We start from the raw sequence: 22,347 nt of genomic DNA, 5'->3' as shown, positions 1-22,347 counted from the left end.
CACAGATTTCGAGCCTTGGGGAGAACCCGCCGTGACCGAGCCCCTCTCCGAACACACCGCGGACGTAATTGTCGTCGGAGCCGGGCCCGCCGGTTCGACGACGGCGTACTACCTGGCGAAGGCCGGGCTCGATGTACTCCTCCTTGAAAAGACCGCGTTTCCGCGGGAGAAGGTCTGCGGCGACGGCCTGACTCCGCGCGCCACCAAACAGCTCGTGTCCATGGGCATCGACATCTCCGAAGAGGCGGGCTGGCTCCGGAACAAGGGCCTTCGCATCATCGGCGGCGGTGTGCGGCTGCAGCTGGACTGGCCGGATCTCGCCTCCTACCCCGACTACGGCCTCGTACGGAAGCGCGACGACTTCGACGAGCAGCTGGCCCGGCAGGCGCAGAAGGCGGGCGCGCGCCTGCACGAGCGCTGCAACGTCGGCGCCCCGATCATCGACGACCGCACCGGCCGCGTCACCGGCGTGCACGCCAAGCTCGGCGAGGAGAAGACCCCGGTCACCTTCCACGCCCCGCTCGTCGTCGCGGCCGACGGCAACTCCTCGCGGATCTCGCTCGCCATGGGCCTGCACCGCCGTGAGGACCGTCCGATGGGCGTCGCCGTACGGACCTACTTCACCTCGCCCCGCCACGACGACGACTACCTGGAGTCCTGGCTGGAGCTGTGGGACCGGCGCGGGCCCGGCGAGGACCGGCTCCTGCCCGGCTACGGCTGGATCTTCGGCATGGGCGACGGCACGTCGAACGTCGGCCTCGGCATCCTCAACTCCTCCAAGGCCTTCCGCGAGCTGGACTGGCGCGAGGTCCTCAAGGCCTGGTGCGCCTCGATGCCGGAGGACTGGGGCTACACCCCGGAGAACATGACGATGCCGATCCGGGGCGCCGCCCTGCCGATGGCCTTCAACCGCCAGCCGCACTACACCAAGGGCCTGCTCCTGGTCGGCGACGCGGGCGGCCTGGTGAACCCCTTCAACGGCGAGGGCATCGCGTACGCCATGGAGTCCGGCCAGATCGCGGCGGACGTCATCGTGCAGGCACACGCGCGTGCCACCCCCGCCCAGCGTGAACTGGCGCTGCAGAACTACCCGCAGACGCTCAAGGACACCTACGGCGGCTACTACACGCTGGGCCGCGCCTTCGTGAAGCTCATCGGCAACCCGAAGGTCATGAAGATCGCCACCCAGCGCGGTCTGACCCACCCCATCCTGATGAAGTTCACGCTGAAGATGCTGGCGAACCTGACGGACCCGACGGGCGGCGACGCGATGGACCGTGTCATCAACGGCCTGAGCAAGGTGGCTCCGCGTTCATGATGATTCAAGGCGGTCGGCTTCGGATCCGGTGACACTGGTGCGCATCACCTTCGGGGCGACTTCGGGGCGACGTCTTCGCCCCGAAGGTGTGCCGCGGCGTTGTGTGATCAGCGCGAGGTCGCGAGGGCTCGCCGTGCCGTGACCAACTCGCACGTCCCGCCGCATGCCGGACGGACGGGACGGTTCGATCGCGGTGTGGTGCACGTCGAGCGCAGCCGGGCGGCGGGGCCGGCCGTCGGCGTCGCGGCCGGTAAGGCGCCGGTCGCGCCCAAGGCGCCGGTCGTGCCCAAGCCGCCGGTCGCGCCAGGGGCCCAATCGCCCGATTTGGTCCGAGTGCCTGGTCAGAGGCAGGGTGGACGGATGATTTTCATCGCAGTGAAGTTCACCGTCCGCCCCGAGCACGCCGAGTCCTGGCTGGAGCGCACCGCCGCGTTCACCGCCGCCACCCGCGCCGAGGAGGGCAACCTCTTCTTCGACTGGTCGCGCAGCGTCGACGACCCGAACCAGTACGTCCTCCTGGAGGGCTTCCGGGACGCCGAGGCGGGCGCGGTGCACGTCCAGTCCGACCACTTCAAGGCGGGCCTGGAGACGATGGCCGGGCTCATCGCCGCCACCCCCGAGATCATCAACGCCGACATCCCGAACGCGGGTTGGGGGCCGATGGGGGAGCTGGCCGTGGAAGCCTGAGCCCGCCTGCTCGACAGTGGCGCCCGCTTCGTACAGTGGGCGCCATGTCGGCCGATTCCCCCCTCATAGTCAGCTTGCGCACCGCTGTCTCGGCGGCGCCCCAGGACGTACCGCTCCGCCTGCACCTCGCCCAACTGCTCCTGGACGCGGGGCACGTCGACGCCGCCGTGGCCGAGGTGGCAATCGCCCTCCAGCACGCGCCGGGCGATGCCCAGGCCCGGGAGCTGATGGGCCGGGCCATGGGGATGCCCCCGGCACCGCAGGCTCCCGCCGAGCCGAAGCCGCAGGCGCCCGCCGCGCCAGGGTCACAGGCTCCAGGCGCGCCGCAGGGCTTCGACTGGCACGCCGCCGAGGACCAGGTCGGCGACGCCGTTCCGCCCCGCTTCGTGGAGGCGCCGCTCGCCGAGGACGGCAGCGGGGACCCCGGCGACGCGGAGGCGTGGGACGTCGAGGACACGGCGGCGCCCGGTGCCGTACGGCTCGCCGACGTCGGCGGCATGCAGGACGTCAAGGACCGCCTGGAAGCCGCGTTCCTCGCCCCCCTGCGCAACCCCGAACTGCGCAAGCTGTACGGCAAGAGCCTGCGCGGCGGACTGCTCCTGTACGGGCCGCCCGGCTGCGGCAAGACCTTCATCGCCCGCGCCGTCGCCGGTGAACTCGGCGCCGGCTTCCTGTCGGTGTCGGTCAACGACGTGCTCGACATGTGGATCGGCAACTCCGAACGCAACATGCACGAGGTCTTCGAGACCGCCCGCCGCCAGGCCCCCTGCGTCGTGTTCCTGGACGAGCTGGACGCCCTGGGCGGCAAGCGCAGCCGCACCCAGAGCAGCGGTATGCGCAACACCGTCAACCAGCTGCTCACCGAGCTCGACGGCGTCGACGCCGCGGCCAACGAGGGCGTCTTCGTGCTCGCCGCCACGAACGTTCCCTGGGACGTCGACCTCGCCCTGCGCCGCCCCGGCCGCTTCGACCGCACCCTGCTCGTGCTGCCGCCCGACGCCCCGGCCCGCGAGGCCATCCTCCGCTACCACCTGCGCGAACGCCCCATCGAGAACATCGACTTGGGCAAGCTCGCCAAGGCCACCGAAGGCCTCTCCGGTGCCGACCTCGCGCATGTCTGCGAGGTGGCCGCCGAGAGCGCGCTGCTCGACTCGGCGCGCACCGGCACCGTCCGCATGATCGGCATGAAGGACCTGCTCGGCGCGGTCAAGCAGACCGTGCCGTCCGCCGACCCCTGGTTCGCGTCCGCCCGCAACGTGGCGATGTACGCGAACGAGGGCGGCACCTACGACGACCTCGTGACGTACCTCAAGAAGAAGCGGAAGCTATGAGTCTGGACCAGGCGGTCGAGCGGGCCGAGGGACTCGTGTCCCTCGGGCGGCACGACGAGGCGGTGGAGCTCCTCGGGCGGCGGCTCGCCGAGGAGCCCGACGACGTCGCGGCATGGGAGCAGCTCGCCCGCTGCCACCTGCGGGCCGACCGCCCGCAACAGGCACTGGAGGCGACCGAGCGGGCCCTGCGGCTCACGCCCGAGAACGTCAACGTGCTGCTCGTGCACGCGCAGGCGCTGCGCCTGAGCGGCCGGGGCTTCGACGAAGCGGAAGCGGCGCTGCGCACGGCGATCCGGCTCAGCCCGCACTTCTGGGGCAGTTACTCGATGCTCGCCGATCTCCTCTTCCGGCGGAACATCGTCCGCCGTGGCCAGGAGATCGGGACCGGCCGCATCGAGACCGCGGACATCGACGCGGTGGCGGGGGAGGCGAGGGAGCTGGTCCAGGAGGCGATCCGGCTCGCCCCCGAGGAGATCGGCCCGTACGAGAAGGCGCTGTTCATCGCGGACCTCTCCGGGGACGCGGACACGGCCGACGCGATGGAGCGCGCCATCCTGCGGCTCGACCCGACCCATGCGGAGGCGCTGAGCGGGCAGACGCGTCGAGCCGCCGAGGCACCGGGCGTCCGGGCCGCCGACGCCGCCGACCTGTATGCCGACGCGCTCGCCGTCGCCCCGGAGTCGGCGGACATGCGGGCCCAGCTCGACGCCGCCACCTACCGGATGCTGCGCGGCACCCGCTGGCTCGCCCTGTTCTGCCTCGCCCTCATCGCCTCGGGCCTCGACCTCTTCACGACGGACGGCGAGACCCCGCGCGAGCTGCCGCTCGCCCTCGGCCAGCGGCTGTGGGACCTGGTTCCGCTCACCGTGATCTGGCTGCTCGGTGCGGCGCTGCGGTTCCACCGGCGGCGCAAGGGCGTCCGCCTGAACGTGCGTTCCTTGCTGCGCCGCGACGGATGGGCGCGGCTCGCCGCCGGGCAGTCCGCGGCCGTGATGGCGTGCACGTTGCTGCTCACCCTGGTGCCGTGGACCGAACGCGGGCTGCCCACCACGCTCTTCTGGGCCGCCCTGGGGACGACGCTCCTGACGATGTGGGTCGACCGTCCCTCCGTACGCAAGACGTTCCGGGAGGCCGCGCGGCGGCGCTGAGGGCGTGAGGCGGCGCTGAGAGCGCGCGAAGGGCCGGAACCCCGCTGGGGTTCCGGCCCTTCGTCGTGTGCCTGTGTACGGCCCTCAGAGGACGCGCACGGCGCCCGAGGCGGGGTAACCCGACAGGTCCTGGATGACAACGCCCTTGCTGGGGTTGGCGGCGTCCAGGTACTGGCCGTTACCGATGTACACACCGACGTGGTACGCGGAGCCCGCGCCACCCCAGTAAAGAATGTCGCCCACCTGGATGTTGGAGAGCGAGACCGGCGTGCCGGAGACCGACTGGTCCTGCGAGACGCGCGGAAGGTTCACGCCCGCCTGCTTGAACGCGGCCTGCACCAGGCTGGAGCAGTCCCAGGCGTTGGGGCCCGAGGCACCCATCACATACGCGTCGCCCAGCTGGGCCTTGAGGAAGCTGATGACCGTGCCAACGCTGCCGCTGGCCGGGGCCACCGAGTCGGAGGTGCTCGCGGAGGAGCCGCCGCCGGACTGCGTGGTGAGGTTCGTGCGCTCGGCGGAACGCGAGGCGCGCTCCTCCTCCGCCTTCTTCTTGGCGGCGGCCTCGGCCTTGCGCTTCGCCTCGGCCTTCTTCTCCGCCTGCGCCTGGTCCTCCGCGGCCTGCTTGGCGGCCTTGGTGGCGGCCGCGTCCTGCTCGGCACGCGACTCGTAGGTGTCGGCGGCCTGCTGGGTGGCGTCCGCCGACTGCGCGATCTGCGCGGACAGATCGGTGGAGAGCGTGGGCATCTCGATGGTCTCGGTCACCGGCTCGGCCGCGTTCGCCGTACCGGCCGCCGCGGCCACTGCCAGGGTGCTGAGGACGCCACCGGCAACTCCGGCGCGCAGGGCGACCTTAGTGGCGCTGCGACGGGGCTTCCGGTGGCTGGGTATGTGAGCGGTGTGGGACATGAGAACAACCGCTATCAGGGACTCACGGTTCCCTTCAAGAAACGTGTGCTGCGCCACAGTTGCGGTTCTCGCGGCCGAATCCCGGGCGTGTCGCTCTTTATTGACGCCGTAACGGGCAATGCGGACAGCGCTGATCACGCCTGTGATCATGGGTTTTCTGCGATACGTCCGAATTGCCCTCGGTCTACCACCGGTTGAGCCGGTTGGCCAAGCCCGGTTTATTCGGCGCGACGGGCTGTGTGGCACAGGTCACACCGGTGCCCCTCGGGGGGTCTCCCTGAGACCTCGCTGAGACCTCCCCGAGATCTCCCGGAGTTTTCGAGTACCCCTCGGCCGGGGTTCGACGCGCTCGTGAATCGGCGCACGCGTCCACATCCGTCCACACCCCTGCCGCCAAAGTGTGAACGCGGCTCCTCTATCAAGTGATCGTGTCCAGCGCCAATTTGCTTGCAGCGGCCACATCTTGATAGGGCGACACCGCTTCGACCAGGCATGACGAGCTGAGATGTCACCTCTGGTGATCACTCAGGCGCTTCGCGTACGAAGATCACCGCTCATCCGACTTCATGATCCTTCGTCAGGTGGTGGAGATCACAAAGCCGTTGTCGTACCCCGTGTCGCAGATCACAGACCGCCGGGCATAAGATGCGGGGCAGTTGGGCTTGTGACCTGCTTCACATGTAAGCGATCTTCGATGGGATTCAGGGCCTGGTCCGACGCAACCGCCAACAGTCAGTGCCGACTGAGAGGAGCGAGGAGCGTGAACGCCTATGCGCCCATCCTCGTGCTGGGAGCCCTCGGGGCAGGCTTTGCGATCTTCTCCGTGGTCATGGCCACGCTTATCGGTCCAAAGCGGTACAACCGCGCAAAGCTCGAAGCCTACGAATGCGGCATCGAGCCGACGCCGACGCCGGCCGGTGGTGGGCGATTCCCCATCAAGTACTACCTGACGGCGATGCTCTTCATCGTCTTCGACATCGAGATCGTCTTCCTCTATCCCTGGGCCGTCACCTTCGACGCGCTGGGGATTTTCGGGCTCGTGGAGATGCTGCTCTTCGTGCTCACCGTCTTCGTCGCGTACGCGTACGTATGGCGGCGCGGCGGCCTGGAATGGGACTAAAGGTCTGAGGGGCCATAGAGCATGGGACTCGAAGAGAAACTGCCGAGCGGTTTTCTGCTGACGACCGTCGAACAAGCCGCGGGCTGGGTGCGCAAGTCATCCATGTTCCCCGCCACGTTCGGCCTCGCGTGCTGCGCCATCGAGATGATGACGACCGGCGCCGGGCGGTACGACCTGGCGCGTTTCGGCATGGAGGTCTTCCGCGGCTCACCGCGCCAGGCGGACCTGATGATCGTGGCAGGACGGGTGAGCCAGAAGATGGCGCCGGTGCTGCGGCAGGTCTATGACCAGATGCCCAACCCCAAGTGGGTCATTTCCATGGGGGTTTGCGCATCATCAGGCGGGATGTTCAACAATTATGCGATTGTGCAAGGTGTGGACCATGTTGTCCCGGTTGACATCTATTTGCCAGGATGCCCGCCACGCCCCGAGATGCTGATGGACGCGATTCTCAAGCTCCACCAGAAGGTCCAGGGCTCCAAGCTCGGCGTGAACGCGGAAGAAGCGGCCCGCGAGGCGGAGGAGGCGGCCCTCAAGGCGCTCCCCACCATTGAGATGAAGGGGCTGCTGCGGTGAGCGACTCGCACGACTCGCACGACGAGCACCCGAACGGCAACGGCGTACCCGCCCCGCGCGGCGAGTCCGGCGAGGTCATCGGCGTACGCAGGGGCATGTTCGGCGCCGACAACGGCGGCGACACCTCCGGCTACGGCGGGCTCGTACGGACCGTCACGCTGCCCGGCGCCTCCTCGCGCCCCTACGGCGGCTGGTTCGACGAGGTCGCCGACGAACTGGAGGGGGCACTCGAAGAGCAGGGCCTCCTCCCGGAGAACGCGATCGAGAAGACGGTCGTCGACCGCGACGAGCTCACCTTCCACATCGCGCGCGAACACCTCGTCCGCGTCGCCCAGACCCTGCGCGACGACCCGGCCCTGCGCTTCGAGCTCTGCACGGGCGTGAGCGGGGTGCACTTCCTCGGCGACAAGGGCCGCGAGCTCCACGCCGTCTACCACCTGCGCTCGATCACCCACAACCGGCTGATCCGGCTCGAAGTCAGCGCGCCCGACGCCGATCCGCACGTTCCCTCGCTGGTCGCGGTCTATCCGACCAACGACTGGCACGAGCGCGAGACGTACGACTTCTTCGGTCTGATCTTCGACGGCCACCCGGCGCTGACGCGGATCATGATGCCGGACGACTGGCAGGGCTTCCCGCAGCGCAAGGACTACCCCCTCGGCGGTATCGCCGTCGAGTACAAGGGCGCCCAGATCCCGGCTCCGGACCAGCGGAGGTCGTACAGCTGATGTCTGCAACTCAGGGAACTTCCCATGCTTCCGCCCGCGAGACGACCGAGGGGACTGTATATACAGTCACCGGCGGCGACTGGGACGAGGTCGTCCAGTCCGCGGCCAAGGCCGACGACGAGCGCATCATCGTCAACATGGGGCCGCAGCACCCGTCCACGCACGGCGTGCTCCGGCTGATCCTGGAGATCGAGGGCGAGACCGTCTCCGAGGCCCGCTGCGGCATCGGCTATCTGCACACGGGCATCGAGAAGAACCTCGAGTACCGCACGTGGACGCAGGGCACGACGTTCGTCACGCGCATGGACTATCTGACGCCGTTCTTCAACGAGACGGCGTACTGCCTCGGCGTCGAGAAGCTCCTCGGCATCGAGGACCAGATCCCCGACCGCGCCTCGATCATCCGCGTGCTCCTCATGGAGCTCAACCGCCTCTCCTCGCACCTGGTGTGCATCGCCACCGGCGGCATGGAGCTCGGCGCCACGACGATCATGATCTACGGCTTCCGTGATCGTGAACTCATTCTCGACATCTACGAACTCATCACCGGCCTGCGGATGAACCACGCGTACATCCGGCCGGGCGGACTGGCCCAGGACCTGCCCCCGGGCGCCGTGGACCAGCTCCGCGAGTTCGTGAAGCAGATGAAGAAGAACCTCCCGGAGTACGACAAGCTCGCCACCGGGAACCCCATCTTCAAGGCCCGTATGCAGGACGTCGGCTACCTCGACCTCGCCGGCTGCATGGCGCTCGGCGCCACGGGCCCCGTGCTGCGCTCGGCCGGTCTCCCGCACGACCTGCGCAAGTCCCAGCCCTACTGCGGCTACGAGAACTACGACTTCGACATCCCGACCGCGGACACCTGCGACTCGTACGGCCGCTTCCTGATCCGCCTCGAAGAGATGCGGCAGTCGCTGCGCATCGTCGAGCAGTGCCTGGACCGGCTCGCCCCCGGCCCGGTCATGGTCGCCGACAAGAAGATCGCCTGGCCCGCGCAACTCGCGCTCGGGCCGGACGGGTTGGGCAACTCGCTCGACCACATCAAGAAGATCATGGGCACCTCCATGGAGGCCCTCATCCACCACTTCAAGCTGGTGACCGAGGGCTTCCGGGTCCCGCCCGGACAGGCGTACGCCGCTGTCGAGTCCCCCAAGGGCGAACTCGGCGTGCATGTCGTCTCCGACGGGGGCACCCGCCCCTACCGGGTCCACTTCCGCGACCCGTCCTTCACCAACCTGCAGGCCATGGCGGCGATGTGCGAGGGCGGCCAGGTCGCCGACGTCATCGTCGCCGTCGCGTCCATCGACCCCGTGATGGGAGGCGTCGACCGGTGACCACCACTCCTTCAGAGCAGGGCGCGGGCGTCAGCCTGGGCATGCCCCAACTCCCCGCCCCCGACTACCCGTCGGATGTGCGGGCCCGGTTGGAGGCGGACGCCAAGGACATCATCGCCCGCTACCCGGGGTCGCGGTCCGCGCTCCTCCCGCTGCTGCACCTGGTGCAGTCCGAGGAGGGCCATGTCACCCGCACCGGCATGCAGTTCTGCGCCGATGTGCTCGGTCTGACCACGGCCGAGGTCACGGCCGTCGCGACCTTCTACACCATGTACCGGCGCAAGCCCTCGGGCGACTACCAGGTCGGTGTCTGCACCAACACCCTGTGCGCGGTCATGGGCGGCGACGCGATCTTCGACGAGCTCAAGCAGCACCTCGGCGTCGGCAACGACGAGACCACCGAGGACGGCAAGATCACGCTCGAACACATCGAGTGCAACGCGGCCTGCGACTTCGCCCCCGTGGTGATGGTCAACTGGGAGTTCTTCGACAACCAGACCCCCGAGTCCGCCAAGCGCCTCGTCGACGACCTGCGCGCGGGAGTCCAGGTCGAGCCCACGCGCGGGGCGCCGATCTGCACATACAAGGAGACCGCCCGGATCCTGGCGGGCTTCCCGGACGAGCGGCCCGGCGCCGTCGACGCGAGCGGCGGCGCGGGCCCCGCCTCGCTGATCGGACTCCGCCTGGCCAAGGGCGAGGTGGCGCAGCCGCGCGTGGTCCACCCGCGCGAGGGAGCCCCTCAGGACGAGGCGGCCGCCGAGCACCTCAGCTCGCACGACGCACCGCAGCAGACCTCGGCGTCCGACCCGGCGCACCCGGCCGGACCGACCGCCGAGGAGGGGGAGTGATGACCTTGGCAGCCGAGATCAACAACGAGACCAGCCCCGAGAAGCTGCTCGCGCCGGTCCTTTCGGCCTTCTGGGACGAGGAGAAGCCCTGGTCCCTGGAGACCTACCGGCGCCACGAGGGGTACGAGGGCCTGCGCAAGGCGCTCGCCATGGCGCCGGACGACCTCATCGCGTACGTGAAGGACGCGGGCCTGCGGGGCCGCGGCGGCGCGGGCTTCCCCACCGGGATGAAGTGGCAGTTCATTCCGCAGGGAGACGGCAAGCCGCACTATCTAGTTGTCAACGCCGACGAGTCGGAGCCGGGGACCTGCAAGGACATCCCGCTCCTCTTCGCGAACCCGCATTCCCTCATCGAGGGCATCGTCATCGCGTGCTACGCGATCCGCTCTTCGCATGCCTTCATCTATCTGCGCGGTGAAGTCGTCCCTGTGCTGCGGCGGTTGCACGAGGCCGTGCGCGAGGCCTATGCGGCGGGCTACCTCGGCAAGAACGTCCTGGGCAGCGGACTCGATCTCGAACTCACCGTGCACGCGGGCGCGGGCGCGTACATCTGTGGTGAGGAGACCGCGCTGCTCGACTCGCTCGAAGGCCGCCGCGGCCAGCCGCGACTGCGTCCCCCTTTCCCTGCCGTCGCGGGCCTCTACGCATGCCCCACTGTGGTGAACAACGTCGAGTCCATCGCATCCGTTCCCGCGATCCTCAATCGCGGAAAGGACTGGTTCAAGTCGATGGGGAGCGAGAAGTCGCCCGGCTTCACGCTCTACTCGCTCAGCGGGCACGTCACCAACCCCGGCCAGTACGAAGCCCCGCTCGGCATCACGCTGCGCCAGCTGCTCGACATGAGCGGCGGCATGCGGGCCGGGCACCGGCTCAAGTTCTGGACGCCCGGCGGCTCTTCGACGCCGATGTTCACCGACGAGCGCCTCGACGTCCCGCTCGACTACGAGGGCGTGGGCGCCGCCGGCTCGATGCTCGGCACGAAGGCGCTGCAGTGCTTCGACGAGACGACGTGCGTCGTGCGGGCCGTGACCCGCTGGACCGAGTTCTACGCCCATGAGTCCTGCGGCAAGTGCACTCCCTGCCGCGAAGGGACGTACTGGCTCGTGCAGTTGCTCCGCGACATCGAGGCCGGCAAGGGCGTCATGGCCGACCTCGACAAGCTGAACGACATCGCCGACAACATCAACGGCAAGTCCTTCTGCGCCCTCGGCGACGGCGCCGCCTCGCCGATCTTCTCCTCGCTCAAGTACTTCCGCGAGGAGTACGAGCAGCACATCACCGGCAGGGGCTGCCCCTTCGACCCGGCCAAGTCGACTCTCTGGGCCGACCGGCCCTCCCGCACCACGGAGGTGAACGCATGACAGTGACCACTAATAGCGCTCCCTCCGGGGGCGGGGAGGCGGCGGTTCCGCCCGAGGACCTCGTCTCGCTGACCATCGACGGCATCGAGATCAGCGTCCCCAAGGGGACGTTGGTGATCCGGGCCGCCGAACTCCTCGGCATCGAGATCCCGCGGTTCTGCGACCACCCGCTGCTCGACCCCGCGGGCGCCTGCCGCCAGTGCATCGTCGAGGTGGAGGGCCAGCGCAAGCCGATGGCGTCCTGCACCATCACGTGCACCGACGGCATGGTCGTGAAGTCGCAGCTGACCTCGCCCGTCGCGGAGAAGTCGCAGCGCGGCGTGATGGAACTCCTGCTCATCAACCACCCGTTGGACTGCCCGGTCTGCGACAAGGGCGGCGAGTGCCCGCTGCAGAACCAGGCGATGCAGGTCGGCGACCCGGACTCCCGCTTCGAGGGCAAGAAGCGGACGTACGAGAAGCCGGTGCCGATCTCCACGCAGGTCCTGCTCGACCGCGAGCGGTGCGTGCTGTGCGCGCGCTGCACCCGGTTCAGCAACCAGATCGCGGGCGACCCGATGATCGAGCTCATCGAGCGGGGCGCCCTCCAGCAGGTCGGCACCGGCGAGGGCGATCCCTTCGAGTCGTACTTCTCCGGGAACACCATCCAGATCTGCCCGGTCGGCGCGCTCACCTCGGCGGCGTATCGCTTCCGCTCCCGCCCGTTCGACCTGGTCTCCTCGCCCTCGGTGTGCGAGCACTGCTCGGGCGGCTGCGCGACCCGCACGGACCACCGGCGCGGCAAGGTCATGCGGCGCCTCGCGCAGGACGACCCCGAGGTCAACGAGGAGTGGATCTGCGACAAGGGGCGCTTCGGCTTCCGTTACGCGCAGAAGCCGGACCGGCTCACCACTCCCTTGGTGCGCAACGCCTCGACCGGCGAGCTGGAGCCCGCCAGTTGGCCCGAGGCCCTGGAGGTCGCGGCCCGCGGTCTCGCCGCCGCGCGCGGCCGGGCCGGTGTGCTGACCGGCGGCCGGCTCACCGTGGAGGACGCCTACGCGTACAGCAAGTACGCGCGCGTGGCCCTCGACACGAACGACATCGACTTCCGCGTGCGCGTGCACAGCAGCGAGGAGGCCGACTTCCTCGCGGCGCGCGTCGCCGGGCGGGGCAGGGACCTCGACGGGAGCGGCGTCACGTACGCCCTCCTGGAGAAGGCGCCCGCCGTCCTGCTCGCCGGGTTCGAGTCCGAGGAGGAGGCGCCCGGCGTCTTCCTGAGGCTGCGCAAGGCCTGGCGCAAGCACGGCCAGCGCACCTTCTCCCTCGCCACGCACGCCACCCGCGGCCTGGAGAAGGCGGGCGGCACGCTGCTGGCCGCGGCTCCCGGCACCGAGACGGAGTGGCTGGACGCGCTCGCCGCGGGCGTCGGCCTCGCGGACGACGGGGCGAAGGCCGCCGAGGCGCTGCGCGGCGACGGCTCGGTCATCGTGGTCGGCGAGCGGCTCGCGGCGGTGCCCGGTGGGCTCACCGCGGCCGTGCGCGCCGCGTCCGCGACCGGGGCACGGCTGGTCTGGATCCCGCGCAGGGCCGGCGAGCGCGCCGCCATCGAGGTGGGCGCGCTGCCCTCGCTGTTGCCCGGCGGGCGTCCGGCCACCGACCCGCGCGCGCGGGACGAGGTCGCCGCCGCCTGGGGCGTCGCCGAACTCCCGCACCGCTACGGCCGCGACACCGGCCAGATCGTCGAGGCCGCCGCGACCGGCGAACTCGGCGCTCTTCTCGTGGCGGGTGTCGAGGTCGCCGACCTGCCGGACCCGGCACGCGCGCGTGAGGCGCTGGACGAGGTCGGCTTCCTGGTCTCGCTGGAGCTGCGGCCCAGCGAGGTGACGGAGCGGGCCGACGTGGTCCTGCCCGTGGCCGCGGTCGCCGAGAAGCCCGGCACGTTCCTCAACTGGGAGGGCAGGGTGCGGATGTTCGACGCCGCGCTCAAGCCCGACCAGATGACGCGCAGGCTGGCGCCCACCGACGCGCGCGTGCTGCACATGCTGGCCGACGCCGGTGACGTCCACCTCGGCCTGCCCGACCTGGTCACCCTGCGCCGCGAGCTGGAGCGGCTCGGCGCCTGGGACGGACCGCATGCCACCGAGCCCCTGGAGACGGGGTCCCAGCCGCCGCGGCCCGCGGCGGGGGAGGCCGTGCTCGCCGGACACCGGCTGCTGCTCGACCAGGGCCGCCTCCAGGACGGCGACGAGGCGCTGGCCGGCACGCGGCACGCCGCCCACGCGCGCGTGTCGGCGGCCACGGCGGCCGAGGCGGGCGTGAAGGACGGCGACACCCTCGCCGTCTCCGGTCCCGCGGGGTCGACCGAACTGCCCCTCCAGATCACGGAGATGCCCGACCGCGTGGTCTGGCTGCCGCTGAACTCGACCGGGGGAGGCGTCACTTCGGACACCGGCGCGCACCCCGGCGACCTCGTCCGCATCGGCCCGGCGGTCCTGCCGGAGTCCACTGAGGCCCCGGAGGTGACGTCGTGACGCACACTGTGGTGCCGCTTGCGGCGGAAGACCTGTCCATGTTCGGCCGCGACCCCTGGTGGCTGATCGCCCTCAAGGCGGTCTTCTGCTTCGCGTTCCTGATGGTGACGGTCCTCTTCTCCATCGTGTGGGAGCGCAAGGTCGTCGCCTGGATGCAGCTGCGCATCGGCCCCAACCGGCACGGCCCCTGGGGACTGCTCCAGTCCCTCGCGGACGGCATCAAGCTGATGCTCAAGGAAGACGTGATCGTCAAGCGCGCGGACAAGGTGGTCTACATCCTTGCCCCGATCGTCGCGGCGATCCCGGCCTTCATGGCGATCGCGGTGATCCCCTTCGGGCCCGCGGGCAACGAAGTCTCGATCTTCGGTCAGCGCACCACGATGCAGCTCACCGACCTGCCGATCGCGATGCTCTACATCCTCGCGGTCGCCTCCGTCGGCATCTACGGCATCGTGCTCGCCGGCTGGAGTTCCGGATCCACGTATCCGCTCCTCGGCGGCCTGCGCTCCTGCGCGCAGATGATCTCGTACGAGATCGCGATGGGCGCGGCCTTCGCCTCGGTCTTCCTCTACTCCGGTTCGATGTCGACCTCGGCGATCGTGGAGGCACAGGCCGACCGCTGGTACGTGCTGCTGCTGCCCGTCTCGTTCCTGATCTACATCGTGACGATGGTCGGCGAGACCAACCGCGCGCCGTTCGACATGCCGGAGTCCGAGGGCGACCTCGTCGGTGGCTTCAACACCGAGTACTCCTCCATCAAGTTCGCGCTGTTCATGCTCGCCGAGTACGTCAACATGGTCACCGTCTCGGCGGTCTCGGTCACGCTCTTCCTGGGCGGCTGGCGGGCCCCGTATCCGATCAGCACCTTCTGGGAGGGCGCGAACCACGGCTGGTGGCCGATGCTCTGGTTCGTGATCAAGGTCCAGCTGTTGCTGTTCTTCTTCATCTGGCTGCGCGGCACGCTGCCACGCGTGCGCTACGACCAGCTGATGAAGCTGGGCTGGAAGGTCCTGATCCCCGTCTCGGTCGTCTGGCTGATGCTCGTCGCCACGGTCAGGGCGATGCGGAACGAGGACTACGACTTCACCTCGATCGCGCTCTATGTGGGCGGCGGGGTCATCGCACTCCTCTTGCTCTCCGTGGTCGTCGACATCTTCCGCGACAAGCGCGAGAAGGAAGCCGCCGCCGAGGAGAAGCCGGTCGCCTTCGACCCGATGGCCGGTGGATTCCCCGTGCCGCCGCTGCCGGGGCAGAGCCTGCCGCCCGTCCCGCGCCGACGCTCGCGCCAGGAGCGGGAGTTGATTGTCAGTGGTGGGCCGGATACTCAAAGTGACGGAACCCGAAGTGACGGAAAGGAGGCGTCCGATGGCTGAGTCGAACCAGGAGTCACACGAATCGAACCAATCGAAGCAGGGGTTCCAGAACCCTGTCGCGGGCTTCGGCGTGACCTTCAAGGCCATGTTCAAGAAGCGGCTGACCGAGCAGTATCCGGAGCAGCAGAAGACCACCGCTCCCCGCTTCCACGGCAGGCACCAGCTGAACCGCCATCCGGACGGCCTGGAGAAGTGCGTCGGCTGTGAGCTCTGCGCCTGGGCCTGTCCCGCGGACGCCATCTATGTGGAGGGCGCGGACAACACGGACGAGGAGAGGTACTCGCCCGGCGAGCGGTACGGCCGCGTCTACCAGATCAACTACGCCCGCTGCATCCTGTGCGGCCTGTGCATCGAGGCGTGCCCCACGCGCGCGTTGACGATGACGAACGAGTTCGAGCTGGCCGACAGCAGTCGCGAGAACCTCATCTACACCAAGGAGCAGCTGCTCGCCGGGTTGGAAGAGGGCATGGTCGACAGCCCGCACTCGATCTTCCCGGGCATGGACGAGCAGGACTACTACCGAGGCCTGGTGACCGAGGCGGCGCCGGGGACGGTCCCCCAAGTCGCCCTCTCCAAGGGGGAGACGCCCCAGGAGGCGGCCGCGGACTTCGGTGACGGCGAGCCCGCGTCGGAGAAGGTGGTCGGCCGATGACGCTCGCCGCCTACACCACCTCCACCGGCGAGGCCTTCCAGTTCTGGGTGCTCGGCACGGTCGCCGTGGTCGGTGCCCTGTGCACGATCCTCATGAAGAAGGCCGTGCACAGCGCGCTCTGCCTGGCCGGGACCATGATCATCCTCGCGGTGTTCTACCTCGCCAACGGCGCGTACTTCCTGGGCATCGTCCAGATCGTCGTCTATACGGGCGCGATCATGATGCTCTTCCTCTTCGTGGTCATGCTCGTCGGCGTCACCGCCGCCGACTCCCTGAAGGAGACCATCAAGGGGCAGCGCTGGCTGGCCGCCCTGTGCGGCCTCGGCTTCGCGGTGCTGCTCTTCGCGGGTATCGGGAACGCCTCGGTGAAGGAGTTCAACGGCCTCGGCAAGGCGAACGCCGGCGGCAATGTGGAGGGCCTCGCGTCCCTCATCTTCACCAAGTACGTCTTCGCCTTCGAGATCACCGGCGCCCTGCTCATCACGGCCACGGTCGGCGCGATGGTGATGACCCACCGCGAGCGCACGGAGCGTGCCAAGACCCAGCGCGAGATGGCCGAGGCGCGCGTGCGCGAGGGCAAGCACCTGCCGCCGCTGCCGGCCCCGGGTGTCTACGCCCGGCACAACGCCGTGGACATCGCGGGCCTGCTCCCCGACGGCACCCCGTCGGAGCTCACGGTCAACAGGACGCTGCGCGAGCGCGGCCAGATCCGCGACGTGTCGGACGAGGCCCTGGACGACCTGCGGGCGCTGGAGCAGCGCTCCACCGATCGCCTGGAGCGGCCCGACCTCAAGCGGACCGACATCGGGCGGACCGAGGAGGCGTCGAAGTGAACCCCGTCAACTACCTCTATCTCGCCGCCCTGTTGTTCACGATCGGCGCGACCGGCGTGCTCATCAGGCGGAACGCGATCGTGGTGTTCATGTGCATCGAGCTCATGCTCAACGCCTGCAACCTCGCGTTCGTGGCCTTCTCCCGGATGCACGGCAACCTCGACGGCCAGATCATCGCCTTCTTCACGATGGTCGTCGCCGCCGCGGAGGTCGTGGTCGGGCTCGCGATCATCGTGTCGCTGTTCCGTTCCCGCCACTCGGCCTCGGTCGACGACGCCAGCCTGATGAAGCTGTAAGGGGTCGCTGAAAAGTGGAGAACTTGATCGCGCTGCTCGTCGCGGCGCCTCTGCTCGGAGCGGCCGTACTGCTGTGCGGCGGGCGGGCGTTGGACCGCGCGGGCCACTGGCTCGGCACGCTGCTCGCGGCCGCCTCCTTCGTCGTCGCCGTGGTGCTCTTCTCGGACATGCTCGGCAAGGGCGCCGAGGAACGCACCCTGTCGCAGCACCTGTTCAGCTGGATCCCCGTCGAGGGCTTCCAGGCGGACGTCGCCTTCCAGCTCGACCAGCTGTCGATGACGTTCGTCCTGCTGATCTCCGGTGTGGGCACCCTGATCCACATCTACTCCATCGGGTACATGGAGCACGACGAGCGGCGCCGCCGCTTCTTCGGCTACCTGAACCTGTTCCTCGCGGCGATGCTCCTTCTGGTGCTCGCCGACAACTACCTCCTCCTGTACGTCGGCTGGGAGGGCGTCGGTCTCGCCTCGTACCTCCTGATCGGCTTCTGGCAGCACAAGCCCAGCGCGGCCACCGCCGCGAAGAAGGCCTTCCTGGTCAACCGGGTCGGCGACATGGGTCTGTCGATCGCCATCATGCTGATGTTCACCACCTTCGGGACGTTCGCCTTCGGGCCCGTCCTGGAGGCCACGGGTGAGACGTCGGAGGGCAAGCTCACCGCCATCGGCCTGATGCTGCTGCTCGCCGCGTGCGGCAAGTCCGCCCAGGTCCCGCTGCAGTCCTGGCTCGGCGACGCGATGGAGGGCCCGACCCCGGTCTCGGCCCTGATCCACGCCGCCACGATGGTGACCGCCGGTGTCTACCTCATCGTCCGCTCCGGCGAGATCTTCAACGCCGCGCCCGACGCCCAGCTCGTCGTCACGGTCGTCGGAGCGGTCACGCTCCTGTTCGGTGCGATCGTCGGTTGCGCGAAGGACGACATCAAGAAGGCCCTCGCGGGCTCGACGATGTCCCAGATCGGCTACATGATCCTGGCCGCGGGCCTCGGCCCCATCGGCTACGTCTTCGCGATCATGCACCTGGTGACGCACGGCTTCTTCAAGGCCGGGCTCTTCCTCGGCGCCGGTTCGGTCATGCACGGCATGAACGACGAAGTCGACATGAGGAAGTACGGCGGCCTCAGGAAGTACATGCCGGTCACCTTCGTCACCTTCGGGCTCGGCTACCTCGCCATCATCGGTTTCCCGGGCCTGTCCGGCTTCTTCTCCAAGGACAAGATCATCGAGGCCGCCTTCGCCAAGGGCGGCACGGAGGGCTGGATCCTCGGCTCGGTGGCGCTCCTGGGCGCGGCCATCACCGCGTACTACATGACGCGCGTGATGATCATGACTTTCTTCGGAGAGAAGCGCTGGCAGCCGGACGCGGAGGGCAACGAGCCGCACCCGCACGAGTCCCCGAAGTCCATGACGATCCCGATGATCGTGCTCGCCTTCGGTTCGGTCTTCGCGGGTGGCTTCTTCAGCATCGGCGATCGCTTCATGCACTGGCTGGAGCCGGTCACCCACCACGACCACGGCGACTCGCCGCTCAGCGCCACCACGGTCACGGGCGCCACCATGGTGGTCCTCGTCATCGGCGTCGCCCTGGCCTACGTCCAGTACGGGCGCCGGCCCGTTCCGGTCACCGCCCCGCGCGGCTCGGTGCTCACCCGCGCCGCCCGCCGCGACCTGCTCCAGGACGACTTCAACCACGTCGTCCTGGTGCGCGGCGGCGAGCACCTCACGCGGTCCCTGGTCTACGTCGACCACACCTTGGTCGACGGAGTCGTCAACGGCACGGCGGCCTCGGTCGGCGGCCTCTCCGGCCGGCTGCGCAAACTGCAGAACGGCTACGCCCGCTCCTACGCGGTCTCGATGTTCGGCGGCGCTGCGGTACTCATCGCCGCGACCCTGCTGATGAGGGCGGTCTGATACCGATGTCCTTTCCTCTGCTGACAGCGACGGCGGCCCTGCCCGCGGTCGGCGCGATCGCCACGGCAGCCGTCCCGGCCGCCCGGCGGACCGCCGCCAAGTGGCTCGCGCTGCTCGTCTCGCTCGCCACGCTGGCCCTGGCCGTGACCGTGCTCGTGCGGTTCGACCCGGACGGGGACCGCTATCAACTGACCGAGTCGCACGCCTGGATCAAGGACTTCGGGGTCCGGTACGAACTGGGCGTCGACGGCATCGCCGTCGCGCTCATCGCGCTCACCGCCCTCCTGATCCCCTTCATCATCCTGGCGGGCTGGCACGACGCAGACCCCCTGGAGACGAAGTCGTCCCGCTGGCGGCCGACCCAGGGCTTCTTCGCCCTGATCCTGGCCGTCGAGGCGATGGTGATCATCTCCTTCGAGGCCACCGACGTCTTCCTGTTCTACATCTTCTTCGAAGCCATGCTCATCCCGATGTACTTCCTCATCGGCGGCTTCGGAGACCGCGCCCACGCGGGCAGCGACGAGAACGCCTCGGCCCAACGCTCGTACGCGGCCGTGAAGTTCCTCCTCTACAACCTCGTCGGCGGCCTCATCATGCTGGCCGCGGTGATCGGGCTCTACGTGGTCGCGGGGAACTTCTCGCTCCAGGAGATCTCCGCCGCGCGCGCGGACGGCTCGCTCGACATGGCGACCAACACCGAACGGCTGCTGTTCCTCGGCTTCTTCTTCGCCTTCGCGGTGAAGGCGCCGCTGTGGCCGCTGCACACCTGGCTGCCGAACGCGATGGGGGAGTCCACGGCCCCCGTCGCCGTACTGATCACGGCCGTCGTCGACAAGGTCGGCACGTTCGCGATGCTGCGGTTCTGCCTCGGGCTCTTCCCCGAGGCGAGCGAGTGGGCGACGCCCGTCGTCCTCGTACTCGCCCTGATCAGCATCATCTACGGCGCGCTCCTCGCCGTCGGCCAGCGCGACATCAAGCGCCTGGTGGCGTACGCGTCGATCTCGCACTTCGGCTTCATCATCCTCGGCATCTTCGCGATGACCTCGCAGGGCCAGTCCGGCGCGACGCTCTACATGGTCAACCACGGCATCTCGACCGCCGCGCTGATGCTGGTCGCAGGCTTCCTGATCTCGCGCCGCGGCTCGCGCCTCATCGCGGACTACGGAGGCGTGCAGAAGGTCGCCCCGGTCCTCGCGGGCACCTTCCTGATCGGTGGTCTCGCGACGCTCTCGCTGCCGGGGCTCGCGCCCTTCGTGAGTGAATTCCTGGTCCTGGTCGGCGCGTTCGCGCGCTATCCGGTGGTCGGGATCATCGCGACCCTCGGCATCGTGCTCGCCGCGCTGTACACCCTCGTCCTCTATCAGCGGACGATGACGGGCCCCGTGAAGGCGGAGGTCTCGGCCATGCCCGATCTGCGGGTGCGTGAACTGGTCGTCGTCGCCCCGCTGATCGCGCTCCTGATCGGCCTCGGGGTCTACCCGAAGCCGCTCACCGACCTGGTGAACCCGGCGGTCAAGCACACCATGTCCGACGTACAGAAGAAGGACCCCGAGCCCGAGGTGGAGGCGGCCAAGTGAGCGCATCAGCCGTCCACAGCCTGTGGACAATGGCGGCCGATCCGATCGACAAGATCGACGCGCCCAAGATCGAGTATGGGCAGCTGTCGCCGACGTTGATCGTCATCGGCGCGGCCGTCATCGGAGTGCTCATCGAAGCCTTCGTCCCGCGCAAGTCCCGTTACTACGTGCAGTTGTTCGTCTCCGTGGTGGCACTCGCCGCTGCCTTCGCCGCCGTCGTCGGGCTCGCCGCCCGCGGCTTCGGCACCACGAAGGCCCAGATCGCGGCGATGGGTGCGATCGCGGTCGACGGACCCGCGCTCTTCCTGCAGGGCACGATCCTGCTGGCCGGGCTCGTCGCGATCTTCACCTTCGCCGAGCGGCGCCTGGACCCGGCGGCGCACGGCGGTGGGGTATCCCCTGCTCGAACGAAGTTGAGAGCTTGGGGAAGCGTCGACTCGTTCGTGCCGCAGGCCGGCGCCGTTCCGGGCAGCGAGGGCGAACAGGCCGCCACCAAGGCCGGGTTCGCCACCACCGAGGTGTTCCCGCTGGCGCTCTTCGCCATCGGCGGCATGCTCGTCTTCCCGGCGGCCAACGACCTCCTGACGCTCTTCATCGCGCTGGAAGTCTTCTCCCTGCCGCTGTACCTGCTCTGCGCGCTCGCCCGCCGCAAGCGTCTGATGTCGCAGGAAGCCGCCGTGAAGTACTTCCTGCTCGGCGCCTTCGCCTCGGCGTTCACGCTCTTCGGCATCGCGCTCCTCTACGGCTACGCGGGCTCCGTGTCGTACGCGACGATCGCGAACGTCGTCGAGGGCAACGTCAAGACCATCGACCCGGCGCTCGCCGACACCATGGGCAACGACGCGCTGCTCCTGATCGGCGCCGCGATGGTCGTGACGGGGCTGCTCTTCAAGGTGGGCGCGGTGCCGTTCCACATGTGGACCCCGGACGTGTACCAGGGCGCCCCGACGCCGGTCACCGGCTTCATGGCGGCGGCGACGAAGGTGGCCGCGTTCGGCGCGCTCCTCCGTCTGCTCTACGTGGTCCTGCCGGGCCTGCGCTGGGACTGGCGGCCCGTCATGTGGGGCATCGCGATCATCACGATGCTGGGCGGCGCGATCGTCGCGATCACCCAGACCGACATCAAGCGGCTCCTCGCGTACTCGTCCATCGCGCACGCCGGCTTCATCCTCGCCGGTGTCATCGCGACCACCCCGGACGGCGTCTCCTCCGTCCTCTTCTATCTGGCCGCCTACTCCTTCGTGACCATCGGCGCCTTCGCCGTCGTCACGCTGGTGCGGGACGCGGGCGGCGAGGCCACGCACCTGTCCAAGTGGGCGGGGCTCGGGCGCAGGTCCCCGTTGGTCGCCGCGGTCTTCGCGGTCTTCCTCCTCGCCTTCGCCGGCATTCCGCTGACGTCCGGGTTCACGGGTAAGTTCGCGGTGTTCAAGGCGGCGGCGGAGGGCGGCGCGGGCGCCCTTGTCGTGGTCGGTGTCCTGTCGTCGGCGATCGCCGCGTTCTTCTACATCCGCGTGATCGTCCTGATGTTCTTCAGCGAGCCGAAGGCGGACGGCCCCACGGTTGCCGTGCCCTCGCCGCTGACGATGACGGCGATCGGGGTGGGCGTCGCGGTGACGCTGGTGCTCGGTGTGGCCCCGCAGTACTTCCTGGATCTGGCGAACCAGGCGGGAGTCTTCGTCCGGTAGCCGGATTCCTTCAGCCGGATTCCTTCGTACGCGCTCTGCCGCCCGGCCCCCCTCGTGAGACGGGGTGCCGGGCGGCAGCGTGTTCGGGGACGGTACACGGGATGTCCGGGCTCGGCCCCCAGCCTGTGGATAACTTCTCGGGGTGTCGGAGCGG

19 protein-coding genes are annotated in these 22,347 nt (G+C 69.1%); 18 read left to right on the top strand and 1 reads right to left on the bottom strand.

Features of this window, described 5'->3' with window-relative positions:
• The first annotated feature begins 31 nt into the window (after positions 1 to 31).
• From AB0B50_RS42550 to AB0B50_RS42535, 4 genes are all read left to right on the top strand, one after another.
• The gene (locus tag AB0B50_RS42550; protein WP_362342771.1) at positions 32 to 1,318 is read left to right on the top strand and encodes a geranylgeranyl reductase family protein; all 1,287 of its coding nucleotides are present in this window, start codon (positions 32 to 34) and stop codon (positions 1,316 to 1,318) included.
• Between the two features lie 360 nt (positions 1,319 to 1,678).
• A complete protein-coding gene (locus tag AB0B50_RS42545; RefSeq protein WP_362342768.1) occupies positions 1,679 to 2,005 on the top strand; it encodes a putative quinol monooxygenase in 327 nt (108 codons plus the stop codon).
• Between the two features lie 44 nt (positions 2,006 to 2,049).
• Positions 2,050 to 3,336 carry an ATP-binding protein gene (locus AB0B50_RS42540; protein ID WP_362342765.1) on the top strand — a complete coding sequence of 429 codons (1,287 nt, stop codon included), beginning with the start codon at positions 2,050 to 2,052 and terminating at the stop codon, positions 3,334 to 3,336.
• Complete coding sequence (locus AB0B50_RS42535; RefSeq protein ID WP_362342762.1) at positions 3,333 to 4,484, top strand: tetratricopeptide repeat protein; 1,152 nt, start codon at positions 3,333 to 3,335, stop codon at positions 4,482 to 4,484. Before AB0B50_RS42540 ends, AB0B50_RS42535 begins: the two co-directional genes overlap by 4 nt.
• 84 nt (positions 4,485 to 4,568) lie before the next feature.
• Here the strand turns inward: AB0B50_RS42535 and AB0B50_RS42530 are convergent, their stop codons facing one another.
• The gene (locus AB0B50_RS42530; RefSeq protein ID WP_362342759.1) at positions 4,569 to 5,390 is read right to left on the bottom strand and encodes a C40 family peptidase; all 822 of its coding nucleotides are present in this window, start codon (positions 5,388 to 5,390) and stop codon (positions 4,569 to 4,571) included.
• Between the two features lie 760 nt (positions 5,391 to 6,150).
• Here AB0B50_RS42530 and AB0B50_RS42525 point away from each other — a divergent pair.
• Genes AB0B50_RS42525 through nuoN form a run of 14 tightly spaced genes read left to right on the top strand, consistent with a single transcriptional unit; the run spans position 6,151 to position 22,193 of the window.
• Complete coding sequence (locus tag AB0B50_RS42525; RefSeq protein ID WP_003992243.1) at positions 6,151 to 6,510, top strand: NADH-quinone oxidoreductase subunit A; 360 nt, start codon at positions 6,151 to 6,153, stop codon at positions 6,508 to 6,510.
• Between the two features lie 21 nt (positions 6,511 to 6,531).
• Positions 6,532 to 7,086, top strand: a complete 555-nt coding sequence (locus AB0B50_RS42520; RefSeq protein WP_362342756.1) for an NADH-quinone oxidoreductase subunit B family protein — start codon at positions 6,532 to 6,534, stop codon at positions 7,084 to 7,086.
• Positions 7,083 to 7,814: an NADH-quinone oxidoreductase subunit C gene (locus tag AB0B50_RS42515; RefSeq protein WP_362342753.1), complete on the top strand. Its 732-nt coding sequence runs from the start codon at positions 7,083 to 7,085 to the stop codon at positions 7,812 to 7,814. The genes AB0B50_RS42520 and AB0B50_RS42515 overlap by 4 nt, the downstream gene beginning before the upstream one ends.
• Positions 7,814 to 9,148, top strand: coding sequence for an NADH-quinone oxidoreductase subunit D (locus AB0B50_RS42510; protein ID WP_362342751.1), 1,335 nt, complete (start codon positions 7,814 to 7,816; stop codon positions 9,146 to 9,148). Before AB0B50_RS42515 ends, AB0B50_RS42510 begins: the two co-directional genes overlap by 1 nt.
• The gene (gene nuoE, locus AB0B50_RS42505; protein ID WP_362342749.1) at positions 9,145 to 9,996 is read left to right on the top strand and encodes an NADH-quinone oxidoreductase subunit NuoE; all 852 of its coding nucleotides are present in this window, start codon (positions 9,145 to 9,147) and stop codon (positions 9,994 to 9,996) included. The genes AB0B50_RS42510 and nuoE overlap by 4 nt, the downstream gene beginning before the upstream one ends.
• Entirely contained in the window at positions 9,996 to 11,357 is a 1,362-nt protein-coding gene (gene nuoF, locus AB0B50_RS42500; RefSeq protein WP_362342746.1) for an NADH-quinone oxidoreductase subunit NuoF, read from the top strand. The genes nuoE and nuoF overlap by 1 nt, the downstream gene beginning before the upstream one ends.
• Positions 11,354 to 13,867 carry an NADH-quinone oxidoreductase subunit G gene (locus AB0B50_RS42495; protein ID WP_362342744.1) on the top strand — a complete coding sequence of 838 codons (2,514 nt, stop codon included), beginning with the start codon at positions 11,354 to 11,356 and terminating at the stop codon, positions 13,865 to 13,867. Before nuoF ends, AB0B50_RS42495 begins: the two co-directional genes overlap by 4 nt.
• Before the next feature lie 38 nt (positions 13,868 to 13,905).
• Positions 13,906 to 15,240: an NADH-quinone oxidoreductase subunit NuoH gene (gene nuoH / locus AB0B50_RS42490; RefSeq protein WP_362342838.1), complete on the top strand. Its 1,335-nt coding sequence runs from the start codon at positions 13,906 to 13,908 to the stop codon at positions 15,238 to 15,240.
• On the top strand, positions 15,233 to 15,892 hold the full coding sequence (gene nuoI / locus AB0B50_RS42485; RefSeq protein ID WP_362342741.1) for an NADH-quinone oxidoreductase subunit NuoI: 660 nt from the start codon (positions 15,233 to 15,235) through the stop codon (positions 15,890 to 15,892). Before nuoH ends, nuoI begins: the two co-directional genes overlap by 8 nt.
• A complete protein-coding gene (locus AB0B50_RS42480; RefSeq protein ID WP_362342738.1) occupies positions 15,889 to 16,725 on the top strand; it encodes an NADH-quinone oxidoreductase subunit J in 837 nt (278 codons plus the stop codon). Before nuoI ends, AB0B50_RS42480 begins: the two co-directional genes overlap by 4 nt.
• Positions 16,722 to 17,021 carry an NADH-quinone oxidoreductase subunit NuoK gene (gene nuoK, locus AB0B50_RS42475; protein WP_003974374.1) on the top strand — a complete coding sequence of 100 codons (300 nt, stop codon included), beginning with the start codon at positions 16,722 to 16,724 and terminating at the stop codon, positions 17,019 to 17,021. Before AB0B50_RS42480 ends, nuoK begins: the two co-directional genes overlap by 4 nt.
• A 14-nt stretch (positions 17,022 to 17,035) precedes the next feature.
• Positions 17,036 to 18,931, top strand: coding sequence for an NADH-quinone oxidoreductase subunit L (gene nuoL / locus AB0B50_RS42470; RefSeq protein WP_362342735.1), 1,896 nt, complete (start codon positions 17,036 to 17,038; stop codon positions 18,929 to 18,931).
• A 5-nt stretch (positions 18,932 to 18,936) separates the two neighbouring features.
• Complete coding sequence (locus AB0B50_RS42465) at positions 18,937 to 20,508, top strand: NADH-quinone oxidoreductase subunit M (RefSeq protein WP_362342732.1); 1,572 nt, start codon at positions 18,937 to 18,939, stop codon at positions 20,506 to 20,508.
• Positions 20,505 to 22,193: an NADH-quinone oxidoreductase subunit NuoN gene (nuoN, locus tag AB0B50_RS42460; RefSeq protein ID WP_362342729.1), complete on the top strand. Its 1,689-nt coding sequence runs from the start codon at positions 20,505 to 20,507 to the stop codon at positions 22,191 to 22,193. The genes AB0B50_RS42465 and nuoN overlap by 4 nt, the downstream gene beginning before the upstream one ends.
• The last annotated feature ends 154 nt before the right edge of the window (positions 22,194 to 22,347 follow it).

The sequence above is a fragment of the Streptomyces sp. NPDC041068 genome, from assembly GCF_040647455.1.
Taxonomy (GTDB): domain Bacteria; phylum Actinomycetota; class Actinomycetes; order Streptomycetales; family Streptomycetaceae; genus Streptomyces.
The sequence above is the reverse complement of the archived record's forward strand: the minus strand, read 5'-3'. Positions and strand labels throughout refer to the sequence as shown.

Bases quoted from the DNA above. Each gene is read 5' to 3' on its own strand.
- AB0B50_RS42545 (WP_362342768.1), top strand. From the start codon at position 1,679: ATGATTTTCATCGCAGTGAAGTTCACCGTCCGCCCCGAGCACGCCGAG.
- AB0B50_RS42530 (WP_362342759.1), bottom strand. From the start codon at position 5,390: ATGTCCCACACCGCTCACATACCCAGCCACCGGAAGCCCCGTCGCAGC.
- AB0B50_RS42520 (WP_362342756.1), top strand. From the start codon at position 6,532: ATGGGACTCGAAGAGAAACTGCCGAGCGGTTTTCTGCTGACGACCGTC.
- nuoF (WP_362342746.1), top strand. From the start codon at position 9,996: ATGACCTTGGCAGCCGAGATCAACAACGAGACCAGCCCCGAGAAGCTG.
- AB0B50_RS42535 (WP_362342762.1), top strand. From the start codon at position 3,333: ATGAGTCTGGACCAGGCGGTCGAGCGGGCCGAGGGACTCGTGTCCCTC.
- AB0B50_RS42480 (WP_362342738.1), top strand. From the start codon at position 15,889: ATGACGCTCGCCGCCTACACCACCTCCACCGGCGAGGCCTTCCAGTTC.
- nuoI (WP_362342741.1), top strand. From the start codon at position 15,233: ATGGCTGAGTCGAACCAGGAGTCACACGAATCGAACCAATCGAAGCAG.
- AB0B50_RS42510 (WP_362342751.1), top strand. From the start codon at position 7,814: ATGTCTGCAACTCAGGGAACTTCCCATGCTTCCGCCCGCGAGACGACC.
- AB0B50_RS42495 (WP_362342744.1), top strand. From the start codon at position 11,354: ATGACAGTGACCACTAATAGCGCTCCCTCCGGGGGCGGGGAGGCGGCG.
- AB0B50_RS42465 (WP_362342732.1), top strand. From the start codon at position 18,937: ATGTCCTTTCCTCTGCTGACAGCGACGGCGGCCCTGCCCGCGGTCGGC.
- nuoH (WP_362342838.1), top strand. From the start codon at position 13,906: ATGTTCGGCCGCGACCCCTGGTGGCTGATCGCCCTCAAGGCGGTCTTC.
- AB0B50_RS42540 (WP_362342765.1), top strand. From the start codon at position 2,050: ATGTCGGCCGATTCCCCCCTCATAGTCAGCTTGCGCACCGCTGTCTCG.